Source organism: Ancylobacter mangrovi, from assembly GCF_024752355.1.
GTDB classification, from domain to species: domain Bacteria; phylum Pseudomonadota; class Alphaproteobacteria; order Rhizobiales; family Xanthobacteraceae; genus Ancylobacter; species Ancylobacter mangrovi.
The window spans coordinates 806153-828287 of sequence record NZ_JANTHZ010000001.1 but is presented as its reverse complement, the minus strand read 5'-3'; the positions used below and the strand labels follow the sequence as shown (position 1 = coordinate 828287).

Below are 22135 nucleotides of genomic sequence, written 5' to 3'. Positions count from 1 at the left end.
TCATCCGCCGCCCGCGCAAGGTGGAGAAGCGGGTGGCGTATCTGTGCCTCGGTTCCAATCTGGGCGACCGCGCCGGCACCATGGCCAGGGCGGTGGGGCTGATCGCGCGCACCGGGCTGAAGATCATCGCCCGCTCCTCGCTCTACGAGACGCCGCCCTGGGGGCCGGTGCCGCAGGGGCCGTACCTGAACATGGTGGTGGCGGTGGAGACCGAGCTTTCGGCGCGCGAGCTGCTCAACATGCTGCTCGGCGTCGAGCATGCCTTCGGGCGCGACCGCACCCGCGAGGTGCGCTTCGGGCCGCGCACCATCGACATCGACATTCTGCTGTTCGGCGACGAGACGATAGCCGAGCCGGACCTCGAGATTCCGCATCCGCGGATGATGGAGCGCGCCTTCGCGCTGATCCCGCTGAACGAGATCGCCCCCGACCTTTCGGTCGGGGGCGTACCGGTGCGGGTCGCGCTGGATGGGCTGGACCGCACCGGTATCGTCAAGATCGAGCCCTCGCCGGCGGAGGGGGAGGGCTAGCCGGCCGCGCCGCGCGGGCGCGCGCCGTCAGCGGCAGATGCGCACGTCGCGCGCATAGGGCCGGCCCCAGCGGTTGTAGTAGGTCTCGGTGCGGGTCCAGCAGTGCGGGCGGCGATAGTAGCCCGAGCGGTGGTAGTAGCCGGGCCCGGGGGCGGGCACGTAGCGCGGGCCGTAGGCCGGCGGAGGCGGCGGGCCGTAATTGTTGGCGGCCGAGGCGGCGAGGCCGCCCACGACCAGCCCGCCGACGATGCCCGCCGCGATGGCGGCGCCGGTGTTGTTGCCGGCCTGCGAGGGGGTGGGCAGGGCGGTGGCGAAGGTGGCGCCCGCGAGAGCGAGCGCGGCGAACCTGGCAATGTTGGCCTTGGTGATCGAGCGAAGGTTGATCATGGCGTCCTCATCTGGTCTCAGCACTCACGGGGGGCCGTGTGGCCGTCGATGGAGACACGCTAGAGCCCGATCGCCGAACCGGGACTGAACCGGCTGTTGCATTAGGTTCATCAAGCTGAACGCATTCCATGGGGAGCGTTCATCGACCATTCATCGCCGCCGGGGCGGCGCGCGTGCACGGGGGAGCCTGATCTTGCCTGACTACGACAGCGAGGGGCTGGTCACCGCCTGGATCATGGACGGCGCCGGCGGGGCGAAGCGGATCGGCTGGAGCGAGATCCGCCGCGGCCCGGAGCCGGGCGCCGGGTTCCAGTGGATCCACCTGCAGCAGCTCAACCACGGCAATGCGCGCAACTGGCTCGACGATGAGAGCGGCATCGAGCCCTCCATCGCCGATTCTCTGGTGGCGGAGGAGACGCGTCCGCGCTGCTCGCTCTACGAGCACGGCGCCTTCCTCAACCTGCGCGGCATCAACCTGAAGCCCTATTCGCTGCCCGACGAGATGCACTCGATCCGCTTCTGGGTGGAGCCGAACCGCGTGGTCTCGGTGCGCCGCGAGCCGCTCTCGGCGGTCGGCGACTTCGAGGACGCGCTGGCGCGCGGGCGGGCGCCGCGCACGCCGGGCGAGTTCGTCGCCGACCTGTCGATGCGCCTCGTCGACCGCATGGACACGGTGATCACGGCGCTGGCCGAGGAGGCGGACGAACTCGAGGAGCTGGTGCTCAACGCGACCCTGTCCAATCTGAGCGCCAAGGTCTCGGAGGTGCGCCGCGTCGCCATCCTGCTGCGCCGCTACATCGCCCCGCAGCGCGAGGCGCTGAACCATTTCTCGCTGGAGGACGCCGAATGGCTCTCCCAGCGCGACCGAAACCGGCTGCGCGAGGCCGCCGACCGGGTGACGCGCTTCGCCGAGGAACTCGATTCGGTGCGCGACCGCGCGGCCGTGATCTACGACCAGATGGTGGAGCGCCGGGCCGAGCAGATGAACCGCTCCATGCTGATCCTGGCGGTGGTGACGGTGGTGTTCGCGCCGCTGACGCTGGCGACCGGCCTGATGGGCATGAATGTCGGCGGCATTCCCGGCAGCGACGACCCTTCCGGTTTCTGGACCGTGACCCTGCTGGCGACGGCCGCCGGCCTCGCCATGGCGGCGGTGCTGTTCCGCTGGGCGCGCTGGATCTGAGGCCGGCGGACCCGGCCCGGTGGAGCGCGGCGCCGCACGGGCGTAGAATAGCGTAACGGAAGGAATGCGCGGGAGGAGGCCATGAACGCGCCGACATTGCCGGACGCCGGGCCGTGGGCCGCGGGACGTGCGCTCGCGGGATTTGCCCTGCTCGGGTTTGCCCTGCTGGGCTTTGCGGGCGAGGCGCGGGCCTACCAGTTCACCGGCGCCTTTCCCGGCGGCGACTGCACGGCGATGGCGCGGACCATCCCGCCCTCGAAGCTCTGGTACGGCCATTTCACCGGCCAGCGCGAATGGGGCGTCTATCTCGACCGGCTGCAGACGCGCACCGTCTCCGGCTGCTTCCGCACCAAGGCGCAATGCGAGAACTGGCTCTACCAGTGGCGCTCGACCTACCAGTACAATTTCTGGAACGATTACTGCGTGATCAGCGACCAGCCGCGCCCGCGGCGCCCCTATGCCGGCTGAGGCCGCGCCGGGGTCGGCCATGCTGGCACGGGCGAAAATATGGGCGCGGGCGATCAGGCAGGACGTGCTGGCGCTGTGGATCGCCGCGCGCGACCCCCGCACGCCCTGGTACGCCAAGGCCGCCGCGGCGGCGGTCGCGGCCTATGCGCTCAGCCCGATCGACCTCATTCCCGATTTCATTCCGGTGCTGGGCTATCTCGACGACCTGATCATCGTGCCGCTCGGCATCGTGCTCGTCGTCCGACTCATTCCCGGCCCGCTGATGGCCGAGTACCGGGCCGAGGCGGCCGGGCGGAGCCGGCCCTCGAGCATGGCCGGCATGGTCGCGATCGGGCTGATATGGGTCGCGGCCGCCGTGCTGCTGCTGTGGTGGCTGTGGCCGGGCGGGGTCTCCTGAGCGCGCGAAACACGCCGCCCACATGAAAAGCCGCCCGTGCCGGGGGGCACGGACGGCTTGAATGCGCATCGCGTCGCGCCGGGGCGCGGCGTGATCAGACGGCCTTGGAATAGAGCTCGGCCACGTAGTCCCAGTTCACCAGGCTCTCGACGAACGCCTTGAGGTAGTCGGGGCGACGGTTGCGATAGTCGATGTAGTAGGAGTGCTCCCACACGTCGCAGCCCAGGATCGGGGTCGCGCCGTGCACCAGCGGGTTCTCGCCGTTGGCGGTCTTCATGACGACGATCTTGCCGTCCTTGACCGCGAGCCAGTTCCAGCCGGAGCCGAACTGGGTGACGCCGGCCTGGATGAAGTCCTCCTTCATCTTTTCGACCGAGCCGAGATCCTCGACGATCTTCTTCTCGAGTTCACCCGGAATGGCGCCGCCGCCGTTCGGCTTCATCCATTTCCAGAAGTGAATGTGGTTGAAGTGCTGGCCCGCATTGTTGAACAGGCCGGCGTTCTTGCCGAAGGAGCCCTTGACGATCTCCTCCAGCGTCTTGCCCTCGAACTCGGTGCCCTTCAGCAGGTTGTTGCCGTTGGTGACATACGCCTGATGATGCTTGTCGTGGTGATATTCGAGCGTCTCGCTCGACATGTAGGGGGCGAGCGCATCGTAGGAATAGGGAAGCTCGGGAAGCGTGAAGGACATTGAAGCTGTCTCCGCAGAATGGAATTCGACCGCACCGCTATACGGCGCTCTCGCGCGGGTGCCGGAACACCGCGAAAGCTCGGCGATGCCTTAGATAGGGCGGTACGACACGGCGGACAACCAAAAGCATCGCGCGCGCCGCAATTCTTCCCGGCCGGCCGCCGGGCCGCGCACAGTCCTGCGGCGTAACGCTTTCGCAATAGCAGCACTGGACGTAATGTCAGATAGAAGAGGGATCGATGGCGAATCGGTCCGGTGGAGTTTCTTTATGGGTGCAATTCTCATCGGGATCGGCATTGCGGTTGCCGTCCTTGGTATCCTGCTCGGTGCAATTGGCTTCGGGTCGTTCGAGACAACTTCCGGTGCGACGATGGTAACCGCCGGAAGCCTCGGCTTCGTCGGCGGAATGCTGCTCTTCGCGCTCGGCTTCATCCATCGGGCACTGGTGGACATTGCCCACAAGCTCGACGGCGCCGTGCATTTCGAGCCCGAGGAGGAGGAGATGCACCACGGCGCGGCGGCGGGAGCCGTCCACGCCGGGGAGAGCGAGGCGCTGCCGATCGAGCCCGACCATTTTATGCCGGAGATCGTGCTGCCCGCCGAGCCGGAACCCGCCGCCGCCGCGCCGCCGACCCCCGCGCCCGCGCCCGCGCCCGAGGCGAAGCCGGCGGAGGAGAAAGGGGGCCTGCCGACCTGGTTCCGTCGCAAGCGCGAGCCGGAGGTTCAGGAAGCGCCCGAGCCGGCGCCCGCCCCCGAGCCGGCGGCGCTGCCGGAGCCGCGTGTGCAGGAACCGCGTGTGCCGGAGCCGCGCGCGCAGGAGCCGCGCCCGTTCGAATCGCGGCCGTTCGAGTCCCGTCCTTCGGAATCCCGTGCCGCCGAACCTCGCCCCGCCGAGCCCCGTGCCGCCGATCCGCGGCTCGGCTCGCCGCGCCCGGAACCGGCCCGTCGCGAGCCGCCGCCTTTCCTGCGCGAGGGCCGCGAGCGTCTGTTGGGGACAGGCGGTGTGGATACGGGTGCTCCGGCTCCGGCGCCCTCGGGCGAGGAGTTCACGCCGCGGTTCGGAGAGCCGCGTACGCCCGCCTCCCCGCCGGTGGTGCCCCCGCCCGTGCCTTCCGCGCCCCAGCCCTCGCCCCCGATGAGCGAGCCGCGCCCGCCGCGCGTGCGCGACGAGACGATTCCCGATCCCGGCGCGCCGCCGGCCTTCCTGCGTGAATCCGATCTGCTGGGCGGGCCGGAGGAGATGCCCGAGGAGGCGCCGCCCGAGCCGTCCGTCACCGTGCTCAAGGCCGGCACGATCGGCGGCATGGCCTACAAGCTCTATTCGGACGGCTCAATCGAGGCCGACCTGCCCGACGGGACACTGCGCTTCGCCTCGCTGCAGGATCTGCGCGACCATGTGTCGGGCGGCGGCGCGCCGCGCCCCGGCGGCGAGGGCTGAGGCGCCGCCTCAGCCTTTCCCGGCGGTGCCGGTCACGCGGTGCCGGTCACATGGTGCCGGTCACGCGGGCGATGGCGAGCGCGAAGGCGTAGGCCATCGCCGTCTCGTCCAGCCGGTCGAAGCGGCCCGAGGCGCCACCATGGCCCGCATCCATGTTGGTGCGCAGGATCAGCGGGTGCGGATCGGTCTTGGTCGCCCGCAGCTTCGCCACCCATTTCGCCGGTTCCCAATAGGTGACGCGCGGGTCGGTGAGGCCGGCCAGGGCGAAGATGGCCGGATAGTCCTTTGCCGCGACATTGTCGTAAGGAGAATAGGCGCGGATGGTGGCGAAGGCCTCCGGGTCGAGGATCGGATTGCCCCATTCCGGCCATTCCGGCGGCGTCAGCGGCAGCGTGTCGTCCAGCATCGTGTTGAGCACGTCGACGAAGGGCACCTCGGCGACGATGCCGGCGAACAGGTCCGGGCGCATGTTCGCCACCGCGCCCATCAGCATGCCGCCGGCCGAGCCGCCATGGGCGACGATGCGGTCGGGGGCGGCGACGCGCTCGCCGGCGAGATGCTCGGCGACGGCGATGAAATCCTTGAAGCTGTTCGTCTTCTTCGCCAGCTTACCTTCGCGGTACCAGCGCCAACCCTTCTCCGTGCCGCCGCGTATATGGGCGATGGCATAGACGAAGCCGCGATCGACCAGCGACAGGCGCGAGGTCGAGAAGCCGGCCGGGATCGAGATGCCGTAGGCGCCGTAGCCATAGAGCAGGCAGGGCGCGGTGCCGTCGAGCGGCGTGTCCTTCGCGAACAGCAGCGAGACCGGGATCAGTTCCCCGTCGCCGGACGGGGCCATGAGGCGGCGGGTGACATAGTTGCCCGGCTCGTGGCCGGAGGGCACTTCCTGGCGCTTGCGCAGCTCGCGCGCGCGGCTCGCCATGTCGTAGTCCCACACCTCGGCGGGCGTGGTCATCGAGGAATAGGTGAAGCGGATCTCGGTCTTGTCGAAACCGTAGCCGGGATCGAAGCCGAGCGAATAGGCTTCCTCGGCGAAGGCGATGGCGTGCTCGGCCCCGCCCGCGATCTCGCGCACGACGATGCGGGGCAACCCGTCCTCGCGCTCCAGCCGCACCAGATGGTCGCGGAAGGCGCTGTGGGAAAGGATGAGGCGTCCGGGCCGGTGGGCGACGAGATCGCGCCAGTTCGCCCGCCCCGGCGCGGCGAGCGGGGCGGTAACGATCTTGAAGTCCTCGGCACCGTCCGCATTGGTCTCGATGACGAGGCTGTCGACGCCGTCCAGCGCGGGGTGGTGCTCGACCCCGTAGCGCAGGCCCGGCTCGCGCGGCTCGACCCGCACGAAAGGGGCGAGCGGGGCCTCGAGATCGATCAGCCAGACCTCGCTGGTGTCGTGGTCGCCGCAGGAGACGAGGCCGAACCGGCCCGACTGGGTGCGCCCGAGCGAGACGAAGAAACCCTTGTCCGGCTCTTCATAGACCAGCTCGTCGCTCGACGGCGCGGTGCCGAGCCGGTGGCGGTAGACGAAGCTCGGGCGGTGCTCGGGGTCGCGGCGGACATAGAAGAGATAGGTCCCGTCGGCGCTCCACAGCACGTCGCCGGTGGTCTCGGCGATCACGTCCGGCAGGTCGGTGCCGGCGGCGATGTCGCGCACGCGCAGCGTGTAATATTCGGAGCCGGCTTCGTCGGCGGTCCAGGCGAACAGGGCATGGTCGGGCGACTGGCGGGCGTCGCCGAACTGGAAATAGGCCTTGCCGGCGGCGAGCGCGTCGCCGTCGAGCAGCACGGTCTCCCCGGCGATGGCGCCGGCCGGGCGGCGGCAGATCAGCGGGTGCTGGCCGCCCTCGCGGAAGCGGGTGAAATAGGCGAACGGCCCGTCGGTGGCCGGCACCGACGAATCGTCCTCCTTGATTCGCGCCCGCATCTCGCGGACCAGCTCGCGGCGGAGTTCCGCATGCGGGGCGAGCCACGCCTCGGCGGCGGCGTTCTCGGCCTCCAGCCAGGCGCGGATATCGGGCGCGAGCACGGCCGGGTCGCGCATGACCTCGCGCCAGTTGTCGGCGCGAAGCCACGCATAGGGGTCCACCAGCGTCTCGCCGTGGAAGCTGCGGATGAGGGGCGGGTGGGCGCGGGCCGTGCCGTCCGCCGGGTCGCTCGCGACCCCGTCGGTGAGGTGGCTCACGAGGCGCTGCCGCCCGTCGGGGCGTCGGCACGGAAGGAGAGCGCAACGCCGTTCATGCAGTAGCGCAGGCCCGTGGGACGCGGTCCGTCGGGAAAGACGTGGCCGAGATGGGCGTCGCAGGTCGCGCAGCGGCTCTCGATCCGGTGCATGCCGTAGGAATGGTCATGGACCTCGACCACCGCTTCGGGATCGACCGGGCGGAAGAAGCTGGGCCAGCCGGTGCCTGATTCGAACTTGGAATCGGAACGGAACAGCGGGGCGCCGCAGCACACGCAGCTGTAGACGCCCGGCTCCTTCTGCGACAGATGGGGTCCGGTGAAGGCGCATTCCGTGCCATGCCCCCGGGTAACGCGGTATTGCTCGGGCGTGAGCTGGGCGCGCCACTCGGCGTCCGTCTTCACCACTTTGGGATGGCGGGATCCTTCGTTCATGGCTTTTCCCTTGAGTTTTCAACGCCCAGATAGTCGTCCCCGCGCGCGGCTGCAAGCCTTGAACGCCTTCACGAAGCTGTGGCTGCTACTGAACAGCCGACTTTTGGACACGATTTCAGCTTGATACCGCTGTGGGTGTATAAGGGGCGGAGCATTCGAGAGCACAGATGTGGGAGTTTTTGTTGCGAAAAATCTTGCGGCGCGTGCGTTCTAAGTCTATCTAGCAACGCATATCCGGTCGCCGAGTGAAGTTCGCTGCCAGATAACGTATTTGAGATGCACTTTGGCGGGCGCCTGCCGCGGCCGCGGGGCGGCACTCCTGTCTATACACATCATTATGAAGATTGGCTCATGAGTGAAATCACGGATGCCGAGACTTACATCGAGCTCGCCGCCGATATCGTCTCCGCTTATGTAAGCAACAACGCCGTTTCGGCGAACGACCTTCCGCTCCTGCTCGGCGACGTGCACACTGCCCTGCAGCGCCTCGGCAAGGGGGAGGTCGAGCCTGTCGTCGAGCCCCTGCGCCCGGCGGTGCCGCTCAAGAAGTCCATCGCGCCCGATTACATCGTGTGCCTGGAGGACGGCAAGAAGTTCAAGTCGCTCAAGCGTCACCTGCGTACGCAGTACAATCTGACGCCCGAGCAGTATCGCGAGAAGTGGAACCTGCCGGCGGACTACCCGATGGTGGCGCCCAACTATGCGGCTGCGCGCTCCGCGCTCGCCAAGCAGATGGGCTTGGGCCAGCAGCGTCGCCGCAGCGCCCGGCGCTGAGCGCCGCACCGAACGCTTCTGCATCCGAAAGGGCGCCGCATGGCCTGCGGCGCCCTTTTCGTTTTTCCGGCGCTTTCCCTATCATTTTCCCGCGCCCGTGCCGCCGATCTCGGCCATGAGCCGCGCCAGCGCGGCGTGGCGCAGCGGGTCGTAGGCCTGCCCGCGCCGGGCCGCCCGGCGCTCCGCCCGCAGCAGGCTGCGCAGCCGCGCCGAGCGCTCCTCGCGGCTTCCTCCCAGGAACGGCCGCAGCGCCTCGCTGCGCGCGGCGATGGCGGCCTCCGGCTCGTGCACGCGCTGGGCGCGGATGCGGCGACGCTCTCGACACTGCGGCATGGACGACCTCGCTGGGCTGAGTTCCCGGAAAGGGCCGATTATCGGGGCGGTGGAGGAGGGTGCGGATATAATTCCTATCGCGTGAGGCCCGCCGGAGGCGTGGATCGGCCCGAAGTGGATGAAAACATGTAAGATTGTATTTTCTATTGAATGCAACCAATGAGTGTGTAACGATTAAATTCCTATTCAGGGGAATTCAGGCATGCACACTCAGATCTCTCCCACCGTTCCCGAGCTCTGCCACATGGCCGCCCGCCTCGTCGCCGACGAGACCGGCGTGCCCCTCAGCGAGGTGCTGCACGCGTGCCGCCTCGCGCGGCCGGTCTCGGCGACCCGCGCCCTCGCCATGTATCTCGCCCATGTCGGCCTCGGCGTGCCGATGAGCGCGGTGGGCCGCGCCTTCGGCCGCCACCGCTCGACCGTGGCCCATGCCTGCCGAACCGTGGCGCCGCGAGACCGCCCGCTGGGACCGCAAGGTGTCCGAGCTCGAGGCGCGGATGAGCCGCGCGCTGGCGCAGGCCCCGGCAGGGGAGGCGCTTCATGCCGCGTGAGCGCCGACTGGGAACGCGTGTGATCGAGATGGCGGGCGAGGCGGGCGAGGTGGTGATCGACCTCGACGAGAGCCCGCTCGCCTGGCTGGCGAGCCGGCGCGGCCGCGACGGGCAGGCGCTGATCGCGCCGGTGCAGCTCATGGCCGGCGAGCGGCTGCGCGCCGACTTCACCCGCGCGCAGATGACCCCCCGCCTGACCGCCGACTGGAGCGCCATGCCGAAGGGCCCCCGGCGCGGCGGGGCGGCGGGGCTTGCCCTTTCAGAGGCGGTGCTCGCCGCCAAGCAGCGGCTGGCCCGGGCTATGGAGGCGGTGGGGCCGGAATTCTCCGGCCTGCTGATGGATGTCTGTTGCTTCCTCAAGGGAATGGAGCAGGTCGAGCGCGAGCGCGGCTGGCCGGCGCGTACCGCCAAGGTTGTTCTGGCGCTGGGCCTCGACCGGCTGGCGCGCCATTACGGCCTCGCCGGGCGGATCGAGGGGCCGCGGCGCAGCCCGATCCGCGCCTTCCGCGCCCAGCCCGACGCCTGACGCAGGGGAGGCGGTCCTGCGCGCAGCAGGGCTGGCGGCCCATCCTCTCAGGAGGTCGTCTTCAGGAGGCCGTCGCCAGCACCGTGCGGGCGTCGGCGCGGATGCGCTCGACCATGGAGCGAAGCCCGTTGGAGCGCTGCGGCGTGAGATGGTCCTTCAGCCCGATCCGCTCGAACACCGGGGCCGGGTCGGTGCCGGCGATCTCCGCCGCGGCGCGTCCCGAATAGAGCGCCAGCAGGATGGCGATGAGGCCGCGCACGATATGGGCGTCGGAATCGCCGAGGAAGGCGAGATGCGTGCCGTCCGGCGCGGATGCCGGGCGGCTGACCATCCACACCTGGCTGGCGCAGCCCTGCACCTTGGTCCGCTCGGTGCGCTCCTCCTCCGGGAAGGGGGGCAGCGTGCGGCCGAGCTCGATCAGGTAGCGGTAGCGATCGTCCCAATTATCGAGGAGCTCGAAGTCCTCGATGATCGATTCGATCTGTGCGGTGGTCGCGTTCGGTGAAGTCATCATCAGCGCCTTTCCCACCGGATATAGGCGCGGGGCACCCCGGGACGCAATGGCGCGGGGTGCGAACAAGCCGCTCGGGCGGGGCGTCAGGCCGGCTTTTTCGGCGGGCGCGGCACGCCCGGCGTGGTGGCGGCCGGCGCCCCCACCGGCTGGGCCGGCGGGGAGAAGATGAGGTCGGTCGCGGTGGCGTCGAGCGCGGGACGCACCGGCCCCTGCCATTCCGGCGCGAGGTCGTGGGTGGTCAGCGTGTCGTCGGCCGGCGCGCCGGCGGAGCGCACGGCCGCCTTGCGCTTCTCCTCCGAGATCTGCTCGACCAGATAGGACAGCGCATAGCGCGCCCCGGCCTCGGCCCGGCGGCCGATCAGCTCGAAAAGCTGAGCCCCGACGGCGCAGGCATGGGGCTGGCGCTCGCAGAAGCCGCCCGCATCGGCGACCGCCGACGTCGCCGCCGAGAGCGCCTCGGCGGTGCCGAGCCTCGGCGCACCCGCCCCCTCCGCCGACTCCTGCGAGGGAGCGCCGGGAACGCCGGGCAGCAGCAGAAACACGATCGTCAGCCAGAAACCGACACGCAACAGAAAGAACATGATACGCCTCGCCACTGCGGCTTACGCCTCCTGCGCGGCAGGATAAGGGCAAGGGGTTGCTCAACCCGCCTCTCGATCCCGCGAATTTGTGCCGATCGTGGAAAGCCGATGTTAAGCACGCCGGGCGCTTAGTGTTCGCTTAAGCATGGCGTGGCACAGTTTTCCTATGGCGCCGAACGGCGCGCGAGTTGCGGTTGATCCTATGCCCCGATCCTATGCCAGCGATCTGCTGGAGGATGATATCGATCTCGACGGCGAACGTGCCGCCGGTCGGCCCTATCAGTCCGGTCGACGGCGCTCGGACGTCTTCATGACCGTGCTGGCGGCGGGCGCGACCGCGGCCGTGCTGTTCAACGCGCTCGGCCTGCAGGAACGCCGGCATTCGGGCGGTACGCCGGCCCCGATCGCCGCGCCGGCGGCGTTGCGCGAAGTGCCGGCCGCCCCGGCCGCGGCGTCTCCAGCCGCCATACCCGCCCCCGCGCCGTCCCCGGTGATGCAGGCCGCGCCCGAGGCTTCCACGCCGGCGATGGGCACGCCCGATGCCGCGTCCGCCGCCGCGCCGGTGATGCCGCTGCCGCCGGTCAAGCCCGCTGCGCCGCCGCGCGCCGCCCCGGCGGTGCAGGCGCCGACCGCTCTGGCACCCGCGCCCGCCGCGCCGGCGAACGCGGTTCCGGGGGCGGGCTCACCCCGGCCGCCGGCCGATATCGCGGTCTCGCCGCGGGTGATGGAGATCCAGAAGGCGCTGGCGAGCCTCGGCTACGGCCCGATCCATATCGATGGCCGCGTCGGCGACGCGACGCGCCAGGCGATCGAGCGTTTCGAGCGCGACCGCCGCATGCCGGTGACGGGCGAAATCTCCGACCGGCTGGTGCGCGAGCTCGACACGGTGGCCGGCTTCTCGATCCGGTAGCCGGCGATGCGGCTCAAGAGCGCGATCTTCGTCTCCGCCCTGATCCGCCGCGCCGGCGTCGAGGGCGCGTTCGCCGCGGTGCGGCGGCGCGGCTCGGAGGAGGCGGGCGCGATCTTCGTCAAGGTGGCGACGCTGGACGGGCGCGCCGCGCTCTTCGGCCCCGCGCTGCCCTCGCTCGACGCCGCGCCGGAGGAAGGACGGCTTTTCGCCGCGCTGGTGCCGGCCGAGGCCCCCGAGGCGGAGGCCGAGGAGCGCATGCGCCGCGAGATCCGCTTCGATCCTGATCTGTGGTTCGTGGAAATCGAGGACCGCGCCGGGCGCGTCTTCCTGGACCTCGCCCCGTCGTGAATGGCCGGTCAGCCGGGCCGGCGCGCCTCGCCGGGTTCGGCGTGCGCGCGGGTGGCCTCGTGCGTGCGCGCGGTTTCGGGGCGGGCTTCGCCGAAGCGGCGCATCGAGGGCGCGTCCTCGCCGCGCTCGCGCGCCACGCGCCGGCCCGGGCGCCAGGAGGCGACCAGATGCTGGGCGCCGGCGCCGGTGAGCGAATCGAACATGTCGGCGAGGCGGGTCATCTCGGCGGCCGAGCGGCCCGCCACCGGATGCAGCCGGAACAGCACGCGCGAAAGCACGGCGAAGGACAGGCCGAGCGCGCGCGCCGCCACCGCCAGCGCCTGGCCGCTGGGATCGTCGACGATGCGGACGGCATTGGCCTCGCTCACGCCGAGCGCCTTCTGGATAAGCTGCGCGACTTCGCCCGAGCTGGCGTCGCGCGCGGCCTGAAGCAGCGCTTCGGTGGTCTCCGCGCTGGCGGGAGCCACGCGCTCGGCCATCGGCAGGGGCGGCAGGGTGACGAGGCGGGCGATGATGAGCGCCCGGTCCTCCGGGCTCGCCGCCAGATAGTCCGGACGTGCGGGCGGGGGCGGGGGAGAAGGCGTGTCGGGTGCGGCCGGGCTGTCCGGGAGATCCGTTTCGAGAGACGGAGCGGGCTCGACAGCTTCGGGTGCGAGGGCTTCGGGCACGACCGCCTCGGGCAGGCCGGCCTCGGACCCGTGCATGGAAGCGACGGCATCGGAGATGACGGGATCGGCCTCCGATGTCCCCTCGATTGGGGCGGAGACGTGTTCGACGCCTGTCTCGGCATCGGGCGCCCCCGTATCGGGTGCCTCGGTATCCGATGCCGCCGGGGCGGCGATCGCGTCCTCGCTCCGGCCTTCAATTGCCTCTCCCTCACTCTCCCCACCGGCGCCCTCGCGGGTGCGGTGGACCAACTCGGCCAGCGCCTTGGCGAGGGCGGGGGAGACGTCGCGCCGCGCGGCGATGGCCGCGACATGGGCGGGCGAGACCTCCTGGGCGAGGGCGGCGAGCGCGGCGTCGTCGAGCACCGGCGAAAGCCGCAGCACCGGCCCGGCCAGGGCGAGCGGGCCGTGCGCCAGTTGCAGGGCCAGTTCGCGCGGCAGATCGTGGCGGGCGGCGAGCGGGCGCACCAGCCGGGCGGCCACGGGAACCTCGATGGCCTCGATCAGCCGCGTCGCCAGCCGGGCGAAACGGGCCTGCTCGGCCTCGTCATGGCCCGGCTCGCCCAGATAGAGCTCGACCAGCAGCCGCAGCATCTCCGGCCGCGTGTCGTCGTGTCGGCGACGCGCTTCCTCGATCAGGACTTTGAGGCCGGAGCCGGACGTGGGAGGCATGGGGCGGTCGGGTTCGAGAGGTCGGGCGCCGTCCCTCGGGGACTCGCGAAACCAAGCTAGGCGGCGAACGTTAGCAAGCCGTTAACCATGATGGCTCGTTATGGGCAACAACCCGCCGACTTGGCGCAGGGGAAGTTGTCCCAGGGAAGGGCAGACCGGCAGACCGGCCCCGGGGAAGGGAATTCGACTGGCGAAAGGGAAGGTGAAATGGGGACCGTGGTTCCGTTTCCGCTTCGTCCGACGCCCGGAGAGACCGCAAGCGCCCGCAAGGCGCCCGGCAACCCGGCCGAGGTCGTCATCCTGGCGGTGATCCAGTGCGTGCGAACCCCCGTCCCGGCGCCGCGCCGGGAGATCGGCCCCCCGGCCGAATCGCTCTGAGGGACGCTCCGCGCTAGGACGCCGGCCCGCAGCTCGCCGCGCTCATATGGGCGCGGACGGCCTCGCGCGCGCTGCGCTCGCGCACCAGCGCGCGGATCAGCACGATGCCCTCGTCGCTGGGCGATTCCACCACCAGACGGTCGGCGGCGGTGACGTCGGCATTCTCCGGCATCGCCGCCTTCTGGGTCGGGTTCATCAGGTCGAGTTCGATCACCCGGCGCCCGGCCGAGCGGTCGTTGATGGCGTAGAAGGCCAGGCCGAAGCGGGTGTAGAACGACACAGAGGTATAGTCCGCGCTGGTCGGCACCCGCACCTTCAGCGGGCCGTCGCTGAGGTCGTAGAGGCAGACGGCGGAGATGAAGGCGGGATCGGTGTCCGGCAGCACCGCGCCGAAGGCGCTGGGGTCGTCCATCTGCGCGACCGCGTTGACGCTGCCGATGGCCGAGAGCCGCGCATAGGCGTCCTGCTCGGCGTAGTAGGGCAGGATCAGCACCGCCACCAGATGCACGATGCCGCCGAGCACCAGCCCGGCCACGATCGGCAGCACAAGCCGTGTCATCGCCATCTCCTCGCGGGCTGGACCGTCATGTCTTCGACCATGGGCAGTGCTGGGTGACGAGGCTCGGCATCTCCGGCGCGTCGCTGGTGCGGCTGGCGAGCCCGACCGGGGTGTCGTAGAGCCGCAGCGTCAGCTCGATGCGCTCGCGCGCGCCGGTGGGCAGCCAGTTGCCGGCCCGTGCCCGCGGCCCGAGCTCGATGTCGAGCGTGCCGTCGCGGTTCCACACCACCTCGGCGCTGGTGAAGCCGGTGCGGCCGGCGGCGTTGTCGATCAGCCGGCCGCGCGAATCGGTGACGGTGAGGGTCCAGAACCGCGCCTGCGGGAGCGTGCCCGACAGGCGGATGTCGCAGCGCCCGTCGAGCGCGGTGCCGTCGTCGTCCTTCGTCGCCACGAAGGCGAGGCCGTCGGCGAGCTCGAGCGGCAGCTCCCCCGCCCGCGCCAGCGCGGCGCGCGCATAGGGGTCGGCCTCCTCGGTGCCGGCCTTGGGCCAAGCCTCCCACGGGCCGGAGCGGATCATGCCGGGGCCGTAGCCGCTGACCGTGGTGACCCAGGTCAGGCCGAGGCCGACGGCGGCGCCGACGACGAGGGTCAGGAAGAACAGGAAAGCACGCACGGCACAGAGCAATCCGGTGGAACGGGAACGCCCTCATCGATGGGCGCGCGGGGCGCGAAGGTCAATCGTGCTGGCCCTCAATTGCTGCCGGTGGCCGGCGTGTCGGGGTCGCGCCCGGCCAGGACGCGGTCGGATTCGAGCGAGGCGGAGGGGCCGGGCAGGGGCGCGCGGGCCGCCTCCTTCATACGGGCGGACAGGCCCATGAGCTGCTCGGCTGAGTCCGGGGACAGCGTGACCGGGCGCTTGACGCCGTCGATCTCCAGCAGCGAGGCCTGCGCGGAGGCGTTGCTCGTGGGCGCGGGGTGGCCGTCGAGGCCGGGCGTCGGCTTGATCTCGATACCTTGATGGGCGAACGCCAGCACCTTCTGCCAGGTCATGGCCGGCAGCGAGCCGCCGGTCATGCGCCGGGTCGGGGTGTAGTCGTCATTGCCGAACCAGATCGCCGCCGCGTAATTGCCGGTGAAGCCGACGAACCAGGCGTCGCGATAGGCATTCGTGGTGCCGGTCTTGCCCGCCACCTTGACACCCGGGATGATGGCGCGCCGGCCGGTGCCGTGCTCGACTACGCTGTTGAGCATCGGGTTGATCATGTCGATGACTTCGGGCGGGATGACGCGCTTGGGCTTCTCGCCCTCCTGCGCGAAGTTCCACACCGGGTCGCCCGCCGGGGTGCGCATATCGATCACCGCGTGCGGCTGCACGGCGTAGCCGCCATTGGCGAACACGCAATAGGCGGTGGCCTGGTCCATCACCGTCACCTCGGCGGCGCCGAGCGGCAGCGCGCGGGTGATCTTCAGTTCGCTCTTCACCCCCATGGCGTGGGCAAGGTCGACGATCCGCCCGCGCCCGATCGATTCCGCGAGCCGCACCGCCACCGTGTTGAGCGAGCGCGTCAGCGCCGTGATGAGGGGCAGGCGGCCGGCATAGGAATGGCCGTAATTCTGCGGGCACCAATTGCCGATGCACAGCGGGGCGTCGAGCACCATGGTGTCGGGCTTGTATTTCCCCGTCATCAGCGCGGCGGTGTAGACGTAGGGCTTGAAGGACGAACCCGGCTGGCGCAACGCGTCGGTGGCGCGGTTGAACTGGCTCTCGCCATAGTCGCGCCCGCCGACCATGGCGCGCACCGCGCCGTTCGGCTCCATCACCACCATGGCGGACTGGGTGGCGCCGTAATCCTTGCCGAACTGCTTGAGGCTGTCGCGGATGGCGGTGTCGGCGGCCTTCTGGATATTGGGGTCGAGCGCGGTGCGCACGACGAAGGAACGCTCGGCATAGTCCTTGGGCAGGGTGGCGACGATCGACTTCACCTGCTCGAAGGCATAGTCGAGATAGTATTCGGGTACGTCCTCGCGCTTGCGGTCGATCGGCGTCGCCGGGTGGCGGCGAGCGCCGAACACCTGTCCTTCGGTCATGAAGCCGGCATCGACCAGGTTGTCGAGCACCACGCTGGCGCGCCCGCGCGCGGCTGGCAGGTTGACGTGCGGGGCGAATTTCGACGGCGCCTTGAACAGGCCGGCCAGCATCGCCGCCTCGGCGAGGTTCACGTCGCGCGCCGACTTGCCGAAATAGTACTGCGCCGCCGCGTCGACGCCGAAGGTGCCGCCGCCCATATAGGCGCGGTCGAGATAAAGCTTGAGGATCTGGTTCTTGGTGAGGTGGAACTCCAGCCACAGCGCCAGGAACGCTTCCTTGATCTTGCGCTCCAGCGTGCGCTCGTTGGAGAGGAACAGGTTCTTGGCGAGCTGCTGGGTGATGGAGGAGCCGCCCTGCACCACGCCGCCGGCCCGCGCATTGGAGAGCAGCGCGCGGAAGGTGCCGGGCACGTCGATGCCGAAATGGTCGTAGAAGCGCCGGTCCTCGGTGGCGAGCACCGCCTTGATGAGGTGGTCGGGGAATTCTTCCAGCGGCACCGTGTCGTTGTGGCGGATGCCGCGCTCGCCGATGGTGTTGCCATAGCGGTCGAGGAAGGTGACGGACAGGTCCGCGCGCTTGAGCCAGTCGTCCGAGGTCTCCTGGAAGGCGGGCAGGGCGAGGGTCAGCATCAGCACGGCGCCGACCGCGCCCCAGGTCACCGCCTCCGAGGCGACCTCCACGCCCCAGCGCGCCGGGCCCTGCAGGTTGAAGCGCTCGGTGAAGGCGACGTAGCTGTCCCAGGCGGCGCGCAGGCGCACCCCGCCGGTATAGATCGTGCTGTCGATCCAGGAATCGATGGCGAGCAGCGCATTGCGGATGCGGCGGCCGCGCCGCGGCGCGCCGGGCGGCGGGGCCTCCTTCGGCTCTTCCGGCATCTCCGCGTTCGGCGTCTCGCTCAAGCCCGGTACTCCACGGGTGCTCAACCAGTACCACCCTCGATCCCAGGCAGCGTCCGACCTTATAGCCCAGACGGCGACGCGGGACGAGGCCGCCGACGGGCTCGCCTTGGCGGACGGTGAACGCTATCTAAGCGCGCGGGGACGCTTCGTGAAGCGCGTCCGTTTTCCCTAAGCCCTCTCTCGCGGAAGCTTGATGACACGACCCACGATCAAAGACCGGCTCGACACCGACAGCGCCGTCGCCGACGGCACCGGCCGCGAGGCGGAGCCGTTCTGGCGCGCCAAGACGCTCGAGCAGATGGACGCCGAGGAGTGGGAGAGCTTGTGCGACGGCTGCGGGCGCTGCTGCCTGGTCAAGCTGCAGGACGAGGACACCGAGGCGATCGCCTATACCGACATCGGCTGCAAGCTGCTGGACGATGTCGGCTGCCGCTGCCGCGACTACCCCAACCGGCAGGCGCAGGTGCCCGACTGCGTGCGGCTGACGCCGCAGACGGTGCGCGCCATCGACTGGCTGCCGCCCTCCTGCGCCTACCGCCTCGTCGAGGAGGGACGTGACCTCTACTGGTGGCACCACCTCGTCTCGGGCGACCGCGACACGGTGCACGCGGCCGGCGTCTCGGTGCGCGGTCGGGTGGAGGCGATGGAGGACGACCTGCCGCTCGAGGACTATATCGAGCACATGGTGCGCTGGCCGCTGCGGCTGCCGCGCGGGGCGATGCGGCGCCCGGCCGACCCGGCACGCGGGCGGCGGACGGCCGCCCCCCCGACCGTCGCCGCCCGCGGCACGGCCCGGCGCTGACGCCGGGGCCGTTCGGCCCTCAGGGCGTGGGGCCGCCGCCGCCATGTTCGTCGGCGAAGGCGATGCCGGCCTCGACCTCGCCGATCGCCTGCCGGATCAGGTCGATCGCGCGCTCGCGATGCCCGCCCTTGTTGGGCGTCGCTTCGCGCAGGGAGGCGAGGGCCGAATAGAGGGCGGAGAGCGAGCGCTCCATGTTGCCCTGATAGGCCGCGGCCGGCAGGGCGGGGAGCGTGCTCAGCGCGGCGACGGCGAGGCCGCCGAGCGCGAGGGGACCGAGGTCGCGGCGGGAAGGTTCTGTCATCGGGGAAGCTCTCGGCTGGGTGGGACGGCGAGGGTGGAACGAAGGCCGGCATGGTGCGCCGGCGGCGGGCCGCCAACAAGCGCGCTCAGAGCGCGAGCACGCTCTTGTCGACCTTCCTGATGTCCTTCGTTCCGGTGAGCGCCATCGACACGTCGAGCTCCCGCCGGATGATCTCGATCGCCTGCGCGACGCCGGCCTGCCCACCGGCGGCGAGCGACCACAGGAACGCCTTGCCCATCATGCAGCCCCGCGCGCCGAGCGCGACCGCCTTGAGCACGTCCTGTCCCGACTGCACGCCGCCATCGAACCAGATCTCGCTCGGCCCCCCGCCGATGGCGTCGACGATCCTCGGCAGCGCCGAGATCGAAGACACCGCGCCGTCGAGCTGGCGCCCGCCATGGTTCGAGACGACGATGGCGTCCGCCCCGGTCCCGGCCGCGATCCGCGCGTCCTCGACGTCGAGCACGCCCTTGAGGATGAGCTTGCCCGGCCAGATCGAGCGTACCCACTCCACGTCCTTCCACGACAGCGAGGGGTCGAACTGGCCGGCGATCCACTGCGAGAGCGTGGTGAGGCTGTCGCTTTCCTTACGCACGGTGAGGTTGCCGAAGGAATGGCGCTTGCCCATGAGCACGCCGAGCGCCCAGGCCGGGCGCAGCGCGATGTCGAGCGCGTTGGCGAGCGTCAGCTTCGGCGGCACCGACAGGCCGTTCTTGATGTCCATGTGGCGCTGGCCCTGGATCTGCAGATCGAGCGTGAGCACCAGCGCCGAGCAGCGGGCCGCGATGGCGCGCTCGATGAGCGACTTCGAGAAGCCGCGGTCCCTCATGACGTAGAGCTGGAACCAGAAGGGCTTGTCAACCGCGCCGGCCACGTCCTCGATCGAGCAGATCGACATGGTGGAGAGGGTGAACGGGATGCCCGCCGCCTGGGCGGCGCGGCAGCCATGGATTTCGCCGTCGCCATGGAACAGGCCGGTGAGGCCGGTCGGCGCGATGGCGAGCGGCAGCGCCACCTTCTCGCCAATCATGGTGGTCTCGGTCGAGCGCTCGGAGACGTCGATCATCACCCGCTGGCGCAGCGCGATGGCGGCGAGGTCGGCCCGGTTGGCGCGGATCGTCGCCTCGTCGTAGGAGCCGCGGTCGGCATAGTGGAAGATGGCGCGCGGCACCTTGCGCCTCGCGATGGCGCGCAGGTCCTGGATGTTGGTGACGGCCGTCATGGGCGCGGTTTCCGGCTTCCCGCCCGGCCGCGCCGGGCACTCTCGGCGATGGCCGCCCCGCCGCGCGCCCGCGCCGGTGGGCGCAGGGAGCCATCGCGGCGGCCGGACGTTTGGTAAGGAAAAATGACCATGGGTGTCAACAGGTCAGGAAGCCGCTCCTTTGTTGAACATCGCGCGGTGCCGGCGCATAAGGGCGGTTCGGACCGACGGGGGTGCACATGGTCGAGCGGCTGCGCGCGCCGAAGCTGGCGGAAGCCATCGCCGAACATATCGAGCGGCTGATCCTCGAGGGCGTGCTGCGCCCGGGCGAGAAGCTCGCCAGCGAGCGCGACCTCGCCGAGCGGCTGGACGTCTCACGCCCCTCGCTACGCGACGCGCTCGCCCTGCTGGAGGGGCGCGGGCTGCTCGCCACCAGCCGCGACGGCACCCGGGTGACCGAGTTCCTCGCCGCGCTGACCGACCCGCTCGCGGACCTGCTTCAGTCCAACGACCGGGTGACGGCGGACTATTTCGAGTTCCGCGGCGCGGTCGAGCGCAGCGCCGCCGGGCTCGCCGCGCGCCGCGCCACCGACCCCGAGCGCGAGGCGATCCGCGCCTGCCTCGCCGAGATGGAGGCCGCCCACCGCGCGCAGGACGCCACCCGCGAGGCGGAGGTCGACATCGACCTGCACCGGCTGATCTACGCCGCCTCGCACAACCTCGTCATCCTGCACGTCATGCGCGCCTTCTCCGAGATGCTGAGGCGTAACATCTTCTTCAGCCGCGCCAGCCTGTTCGCGCGCGCCGATGTGCGCGACGCGCTGTTCGTGCAGCACCGGGAGATCGCGGAGGCGGTGCTGAGGGGCGACCGGGAGGCGGCCGAGGATGCGGCGCACCGCCACCTCGCCTTCGTCGGGGCGAGCGTCGAGGAGTTCCGCCGCGACGAGGAACGCGCGGACCTGGCGCTGCGCCGGCTCAACCGCTCGACGCTGCTGGGCGGTTGACCGGGCGGGGGATTGCTTGGCGGGCCGGGCTTGCTGACGACCGCGGCTTAGCCGGCGGCGCGCTGGCCGGCGAACTGGCCGCCATAGGCGCGCTGCGGCACGCCGAGAGTCTGTTCAAGGATGAGCTGGCACACCTTCATGCCGGCGCGCAGGCGGATCGGGCGCGGGCCGAGATTGATGATCTCGAGCTGGATGCGCCCGGTCGAGCCGGCATGGATGGTCGGCGCGGTGAGGTGCACCAGCAGGCCGATGCGCGCGAGCGAGCTCTTGCCCTCGACGCGGGCGGCGAGGCGGGCGCCGGCGGTGAGGTCGACCCGCTCCAGCGTCCAGCCGAGCACGAGGCGGCCGGGATCGAGCACGAAGCCGCCGGTGCCGATCTCGATGTCGTCGGCCATGGCGCCGATCGCCTCGCGGAAGCTGTAGCCCGGGCCGGCGGGGTCGATCACCGGGTCCTCCTCCGCGCCGGGGGCGCGGTAGAGGGTGAGGCGCGAATCCAGCCGCAGGTCGACCCCGTTCGGCGCGTAGAACTCCGGCGGCGGTGCCGGCTCGATGGCCAGCGTGCCGTCCTTCAGGGCGTCGAGAATGTCGCGGTCGGTCAGGATCACGGGTAGCGGTTCTCCCGGCTGGGTTGCGAAATCGGTAGCACGCTTTCCCGGATCGGGCGAGGGCGGCCGGAAAACCGTGGAATGCCAGAAAAAGCTTGCGCGATTGCAAGCGCGATAGGACCGGAATGTGGTTAGATTGATACCGGATAGTATCAAACGAAGCGACCGCAGTGCCGCCTCACGGAGATTTCTCATGACCGACCATTCCACCGTCAAGCTTCTGGGCATTTCCGGCAGCCTGCGCACCGGCTCCTACTCGACCGCCGTGCTGGAGGCGCTGCGCGCCGCGCTGGCGCCCGAGGTGGAGCTGAAGGTGTTCCGCCTCAACGACGTGCCGCTCTACAATCAGGACGAGGACACCGACCATCCGCCGGCCGGCGCGGCGGCGCTGCGCGCGGCGATCGCGGCTGCCGACGGCGTGATCCTCGCCTCGCCCGAGTACAATTACGGCACCAGCGGCGCGATGAAGAACGCGGTCGACTGGGGCTCGCGCCCCTATGCGCGCGGCGCGCTGATCGGCAAGCCGGCGCTGGTGCTCACCTCCTCGCCCGGCTCCACCGGCGGCATCCGCGCCCAGGCGCAGCTGCGCGAGACGCTGAGCGCGGCCGGCGCGCGGGTGGTGACCTATCCGCACCTCGCCATTCCCAACGTGCTCGACAAGGTTGATGGCGGCGCGTTCACCGACGAGAAGACCCGGGACTTCGTGCTCGGCGGCGTGAAGGCGCTGGTCACCGAGATCCGCCTGCTCGCCTCGGCCAAGGCGGCCTGAGGCCGGC

28 protein-coding genes are annotated in these 22135 nt (G+C 70.5%); 13 read left to right on the top strand and 15 right to left on the bottom strand.

Annotation, left to right across the window (positions count from 1 at the left end; translation table 11 throughout):
• Positions 1–20: 20 nt before the first annotated feature.
• Positions 21–530: a 2-amino-4-hydroxy-6-hydroxymethyldihydropteridine diphosphokinase gene (gene folK, locus NVS89_RS03900; RefSeq protein ID WP_258731527.1), complete on the top strand. Its 510-nt coding sequence runs from the start codon at positions 21–23 to the stop codon at positions 528–530.
• A 27-nt stretch (positions 531–557) separates the two neighbouring features.
• On the opposite strand, the gene NVS89_RS03895 is transcribed toward folK, so the two are convergent.
• On the bottom strand, positions 558–917 hold the full coding sequence (locus tag NVS89_RS03895; RefSeq protein ID WP_258731171.1) for a hypothetical protein: 360 nt from the start codon (positions 915–917) through the stop codon (positions 558–560).
• A gap of 193 nt (positions 918–1110) precedes the next feature.
• Between NVS89_RS03895 and NVS89_RS03890 the strand changes: the two genes are divergently transcribed.
• The 3 genes from NVS89_RS03890 to NVS89_RS03880 all read left to right on the top strand — a co-directional run bounded on the left by NVS89_RS03890 (position 1111) and on the right by NVS89_RS03880 (position 2965).
• Complete coding sequence (locus NVS89_RS03890) at positions 1111–2100, top strand: zinc transporter ZntB (protein WP_258731170.1); 990 nt, start codon at positions 1111–1113, stop codon at positions 2098–2100.
• A gap of 81 nt (positions 2101–2181) precedes the next feature.
• Positions 2182–2568 (top strand): hypothetical protein, encoded by a 387-nt coding sequence (locus NVS89_RS03885; RefSeq protein ID WP_258731169.1) that lies wholly within the window; start codon positions 2182–2184, stop codon positions 2566–2568.
• A gap of 19 nt (positions 2569–2587) precedes the next feature.
• Positions 2588–2965 carry a YkvA family protein gene (locus tag NVS89_RS03880; protein ID WP_258731168.1) on the top strand — a complete coding sequence of 126 codons (378 nt, stop codon included), beginning with the start codon at positions 2588–2590 and terminating at the stop codon, positions 2963–2965.
• 94 nt (positions 2966–3059) lie between these two features.
• Here the strand turns inward: NVS89_RS03880 and NVS89_RS03875 are convergent, their stop codons facing one another.
• Together NVS89_RS03875 and NVS89_RS03870 are read right to left on the bottom strand one after the other, a co-directional pair.
• The gene (locus NVS89_RS03875) at positions 3060–3656 is read right to left on the bottom strand and encodes a superoxide dismutase (RefSeq protein ID WP_258731167.1); all 597 of its coding nucleotides are present in this window, start codon (positions 3654–3656) and stop codon (positions 3060–3062) included.
• A 220-nt stretch (positions 3657–3876) separates the two neighbouring features.
• A complete protein-coding gene (locus tag NVS89_RS03870) occupies positions 3877–4092 on the bottom strand; it encodes a hypothetical protein (RefSeq protein WP_258731166.1) in 216 nt (71 codons plus the stop codon).
• Here NVS89_RS03870 and NVS89_RS03865 point away from each other — a divergent pair.
• Positions 4063–5094: a hypothetical protein gene (locus NVS89_RS03865; protein ID WP_258731165.1), complete on the top strand. Its 1032-nt coding sequence runs from the start codon at positions 4063–4065 to the stop codon at positions 5092–5094. The two genes, NVS89_RS03870 and NVS89_RS03865, sit on opposite strands and share 30 nt — an antisense overlap.
• 46 nt (positions 5095–5140) lie before the next feature.
• Here the strand turns inward: NVS89_RS03865 and NVS89_RS03860 are convergent, their stop codons facing one another.
• Together NVS89_RS03860 and msrB are read right to left on the bottom strand one after the other, a co-directional pair.
• Complete coding sequence (locus NVS89_RS03860; RefSeq protein WP_258731164.1) at positions 5141–7276, bottom strand: S9 family peptidase; 2136 nt, start codon at positions 7274–7276, stop codon at positions 5141–5143.
• Positions 7273–7707 (bottom strand): peptide-methionine (R)-S-oxide reductase MsrB, encoded by a 435-nt coding sequence (msrB, locus tag NVS89_RS03855; protein WP_258731163.1) that lies wholly within the window; start codon positions 7705–7707, stop codon positions 7273–7275. The genes NVS89_RS03860 and msrB overlap by 4 nt, the downstream gene beginning before the upstream one ends.
• 351 nt (positions 7708–8058) lie before the next feature.
• Between msrB and NVS89_RS03850 the strand changes: the two genes are divergently transcribed.
• Entirely contained in the window at positions 8059–8481 is a 423-nt protein-coding gene (locus NVS89_RS03850) for a Ros/MucR family transcriptional regulator (RefSeq protein ID WP_258731162.1), read from the top strand.
• 81 nt (positions 8482–8562) lie between these two features.
• Here the strand turns inward: NVS89_RS03850 and NVS89_RS03845 are convergent, their stop codons facing one another.
• Positions 8563–8814, bottom strand: coding sequence for a hypothetical protein (locus tag NVS89_RS03845; protein ID WP_258731161.1), 252 nt, complete (start codon positions 8812–8814; stop codon positions 8563–8565).
• A gap of 202 nt (positions 8815–9016) precedes the next feature.
• On the opposite strand from NVS89_RS03845, the gene NVS89_RS03840 reads away from it, so the two are divergent.
• Positions 9017–9388: a helix-turn-helix domain-containing protein gene (locus NVS89_RS03840; protein ID WP_258731160.1), complete on the top strand. Its 372-nt coding sequence runs from the start codon at positions 9017–9019 to the stop codon at positions 9386–9388.
• Positions 9355–9891: a DUF6456 domain-containing protein gene (locus tag NVS89_RS03835; RefSeq protein ID WP_258731159.1), complete on the top strand. Its 537-nt coding sequence runs from the start codon at positions 9355–9357 to the stop codon at positions 9889–9891. Before NVS89_RS03840 ends, NVS89_RS03835 begins: the two co-directional genes overlap by 34 nt.
• Positions 9892–9952: 61 nt before the next feature.
• Here NVS89_RS03835 and NVS89_RS03830 read toward each other — a convergent pair whose 3' ends face one another.
• On the bottom strand, positions 9953–10402 hold the full coding sequence (locus NVS89_RS03830; RefSeq protein WP_374114525.1) for a SufE family protein: 450 nt from the start codon (positions 10400–10402) through the stop codon (positions 9953–9955).
• A gap of 86 nt (positions 10403–10488) precedes the next feature.
• Positions 10489–10986, bottom strand: a complete 498-nt coding sequence (locus tag NVS89_RS03825) for a DUF5330 domain-containing protein (RefSeq protein WP_258731156.1) — start codon at positions 10984–10986, stop codon at positions 10489–10491.
• 202 nt (positions 10987–11188) lie between these two features.
• Here NVS89_RS03825 and NVS89_RS03820 point away from each other — a divergent pair, with 202 nt between their 5' ends.
• Together NVS89_RS03820 and NVS89_RS03815 are read left to right on the top strand one after the other, a co-directional pair.
• Positions 11189–11896: a peptidoglycan-binding domain-containing protein gene (locus tag NVS89_RS03820; RefSeq protein ID WP_258731155.1), complete on the top strand. Its 708-nt coding sequence runs from the start codon at positions 11189–11191 to the stop codon at positions 11894–11896.
• A gap of 6 nt (positions 11897–11902) precedes the next feature.
• Entirely contained in the window at positions 11903–12244 is a 342-nt protein-coding gene (locus tag NVS89_RS03815) for a DUF1491 family protein (RefSeq protein ID WP_258731154.1), read from the top strand.
• 8 nt (positions 12245–12252) lie between these two features.
• On the opposite strand, the gene NVS89_RS03810 is transcribed toward NVS89_RS03815, so the two are convergent.
• The 4 genes from NVS89_RS03810 to NVS89_RS03795 form a co-directional block, all read right to left on the bottom strand.
• Positions 12253–13581 (bottom strand): DUF2336 domain-containing protein, encoded by a 1329-nt coding sequence (locus NVS89_RS03810; RefSeq protein ID WP_258731153.1) that lies wholly within the window; start codon positions 13579–13581, stop codon positions 12253–12255.
• 391 nt (positions 13582–13972) lie between these two features.
• Positions 13973–14518, bottom strand: coding sequence for a DUF1254 domain-containing protein (locus NVS89_RS03805; RefSeq protein ID WP_258731152.1), 546 nt, complete (start codon positions 14516–14518; stop codon positions 13973–13975).
• A 25-nt stretch (positions 14519–14543) separates the two neighbouring features.
• The gene (locus NVS89_RS03800; protein WP_258731151.1) at positions 14544–15131 is read right to left on the bottom strand and encodes a DUF1214 domain-containing protein; all 588 of its coding nucleotides are present in this window, start codon (positions 15129–15131) and stop codon (positions 14544–14546) included.
• A 77-nt stretch (positions 15132–15208) separates the two neighbouring features.
• Positions 15209–17422 carry a transglycosylase domain-containing protein gene (locus NVS89_RS03795; RefSeq protein ID WP_258731526.1) on the bottom strand — a complete coding sequence of 738 codons (2214 nt, stop codon included), beginning with the start codon at positions 17420–17422 and terminating at the stop codon, positions 15209–15211.
• Positions 17423–17639: 217 nt separating this feature from the next.
• Here NVS89_RS03795 and NVS89_RS03790 point away from each other — a divergent pair, with 217 nt between their 5' ends.
• On the top strand, positions 17640–18248 hold the full coding sequence (locus NVS89_RS03790) for a YcgN family cysteine cluster protein (protein ID WP_258731150.1): 609 nt from the start codon (positions 17640–17642) through the stop codon (positions 18246–18248).
• Positions 18249–18267: 19 nt separating this feature from the next.
• Here the strand turns inward: NVS89_RS03790 and NVS89_RS03785 are convergent, their stop codons facing one another.
• Together NVS89_RS03785 and NVS89_RS03780 are read right to left on the bottom strand one after the other, a co-directional pair.
• A complete protein-coding gene (locus NVS89_RS03785) occupies positions 18268–18549 on the bottom strand; it encodes a hypothetical protein (RefSeq protein ID WP_258731149.1) in 282 nt (93 codons plus the stop codon).
• Positions 18550–18634: 85 nt separating this feature from the next.
• A complete protein-coding gene (locus NVS89_RS03780; protein ID WP_258731148.1) occupies positions 18635–19771 on the bottom strand; it encodes an alpha-hydroxy acid oxidase in 1137 nt (378 codons plus the stop codon).
• A 218-nt stretch (positions 19772–19989) separates the two neighbouring features.
• On the opposite strand from NVS89_RS03780, the gene NVS89_RS03775 reads away from it, so the two are divergent.
• A complete protein-coding gene (locus NVS89_RS03775; protein ID WP_258731147.1) occupies positions 19990–20754 on the top strand; it encodes an FCD domain-containing protein in 765 nt (254 codons plus the stop codon).
• Between the two features lie 47 nt (positions 20755–20801).
• Here NVS89_RS03775 and dcd read toward each other — a convergent pair whose 3' ends face one another.
• The gene (gene dcd, locus NVS89_RS03770) at positions 20802–21359 is read right to left on the bottom strand and encodes a dCTP deaminase (RefSeq protein WP_258731146.1); all 558 of its coding nucleotides are present in this window, start codon (positions 21357–21359) and stop codon (positions 20802–20804) included.
• 193 nt (positions 21360–21552) lie between these two features.
• On the opposite strand from dcd, the gene NVS89_RS03765 reads away from it, so the two are divergent.
• Entirely contained in the window at positions 21553–22128 is a 576-nt protein-coding gene (locus tag NVS89_RS03765) for an NADPH-dependent FMN reductase (RefSeq protein WP_258731145.1), read from the top strand.
• Positions 22129–22135 lie beyond the last annotated feature (7 nt).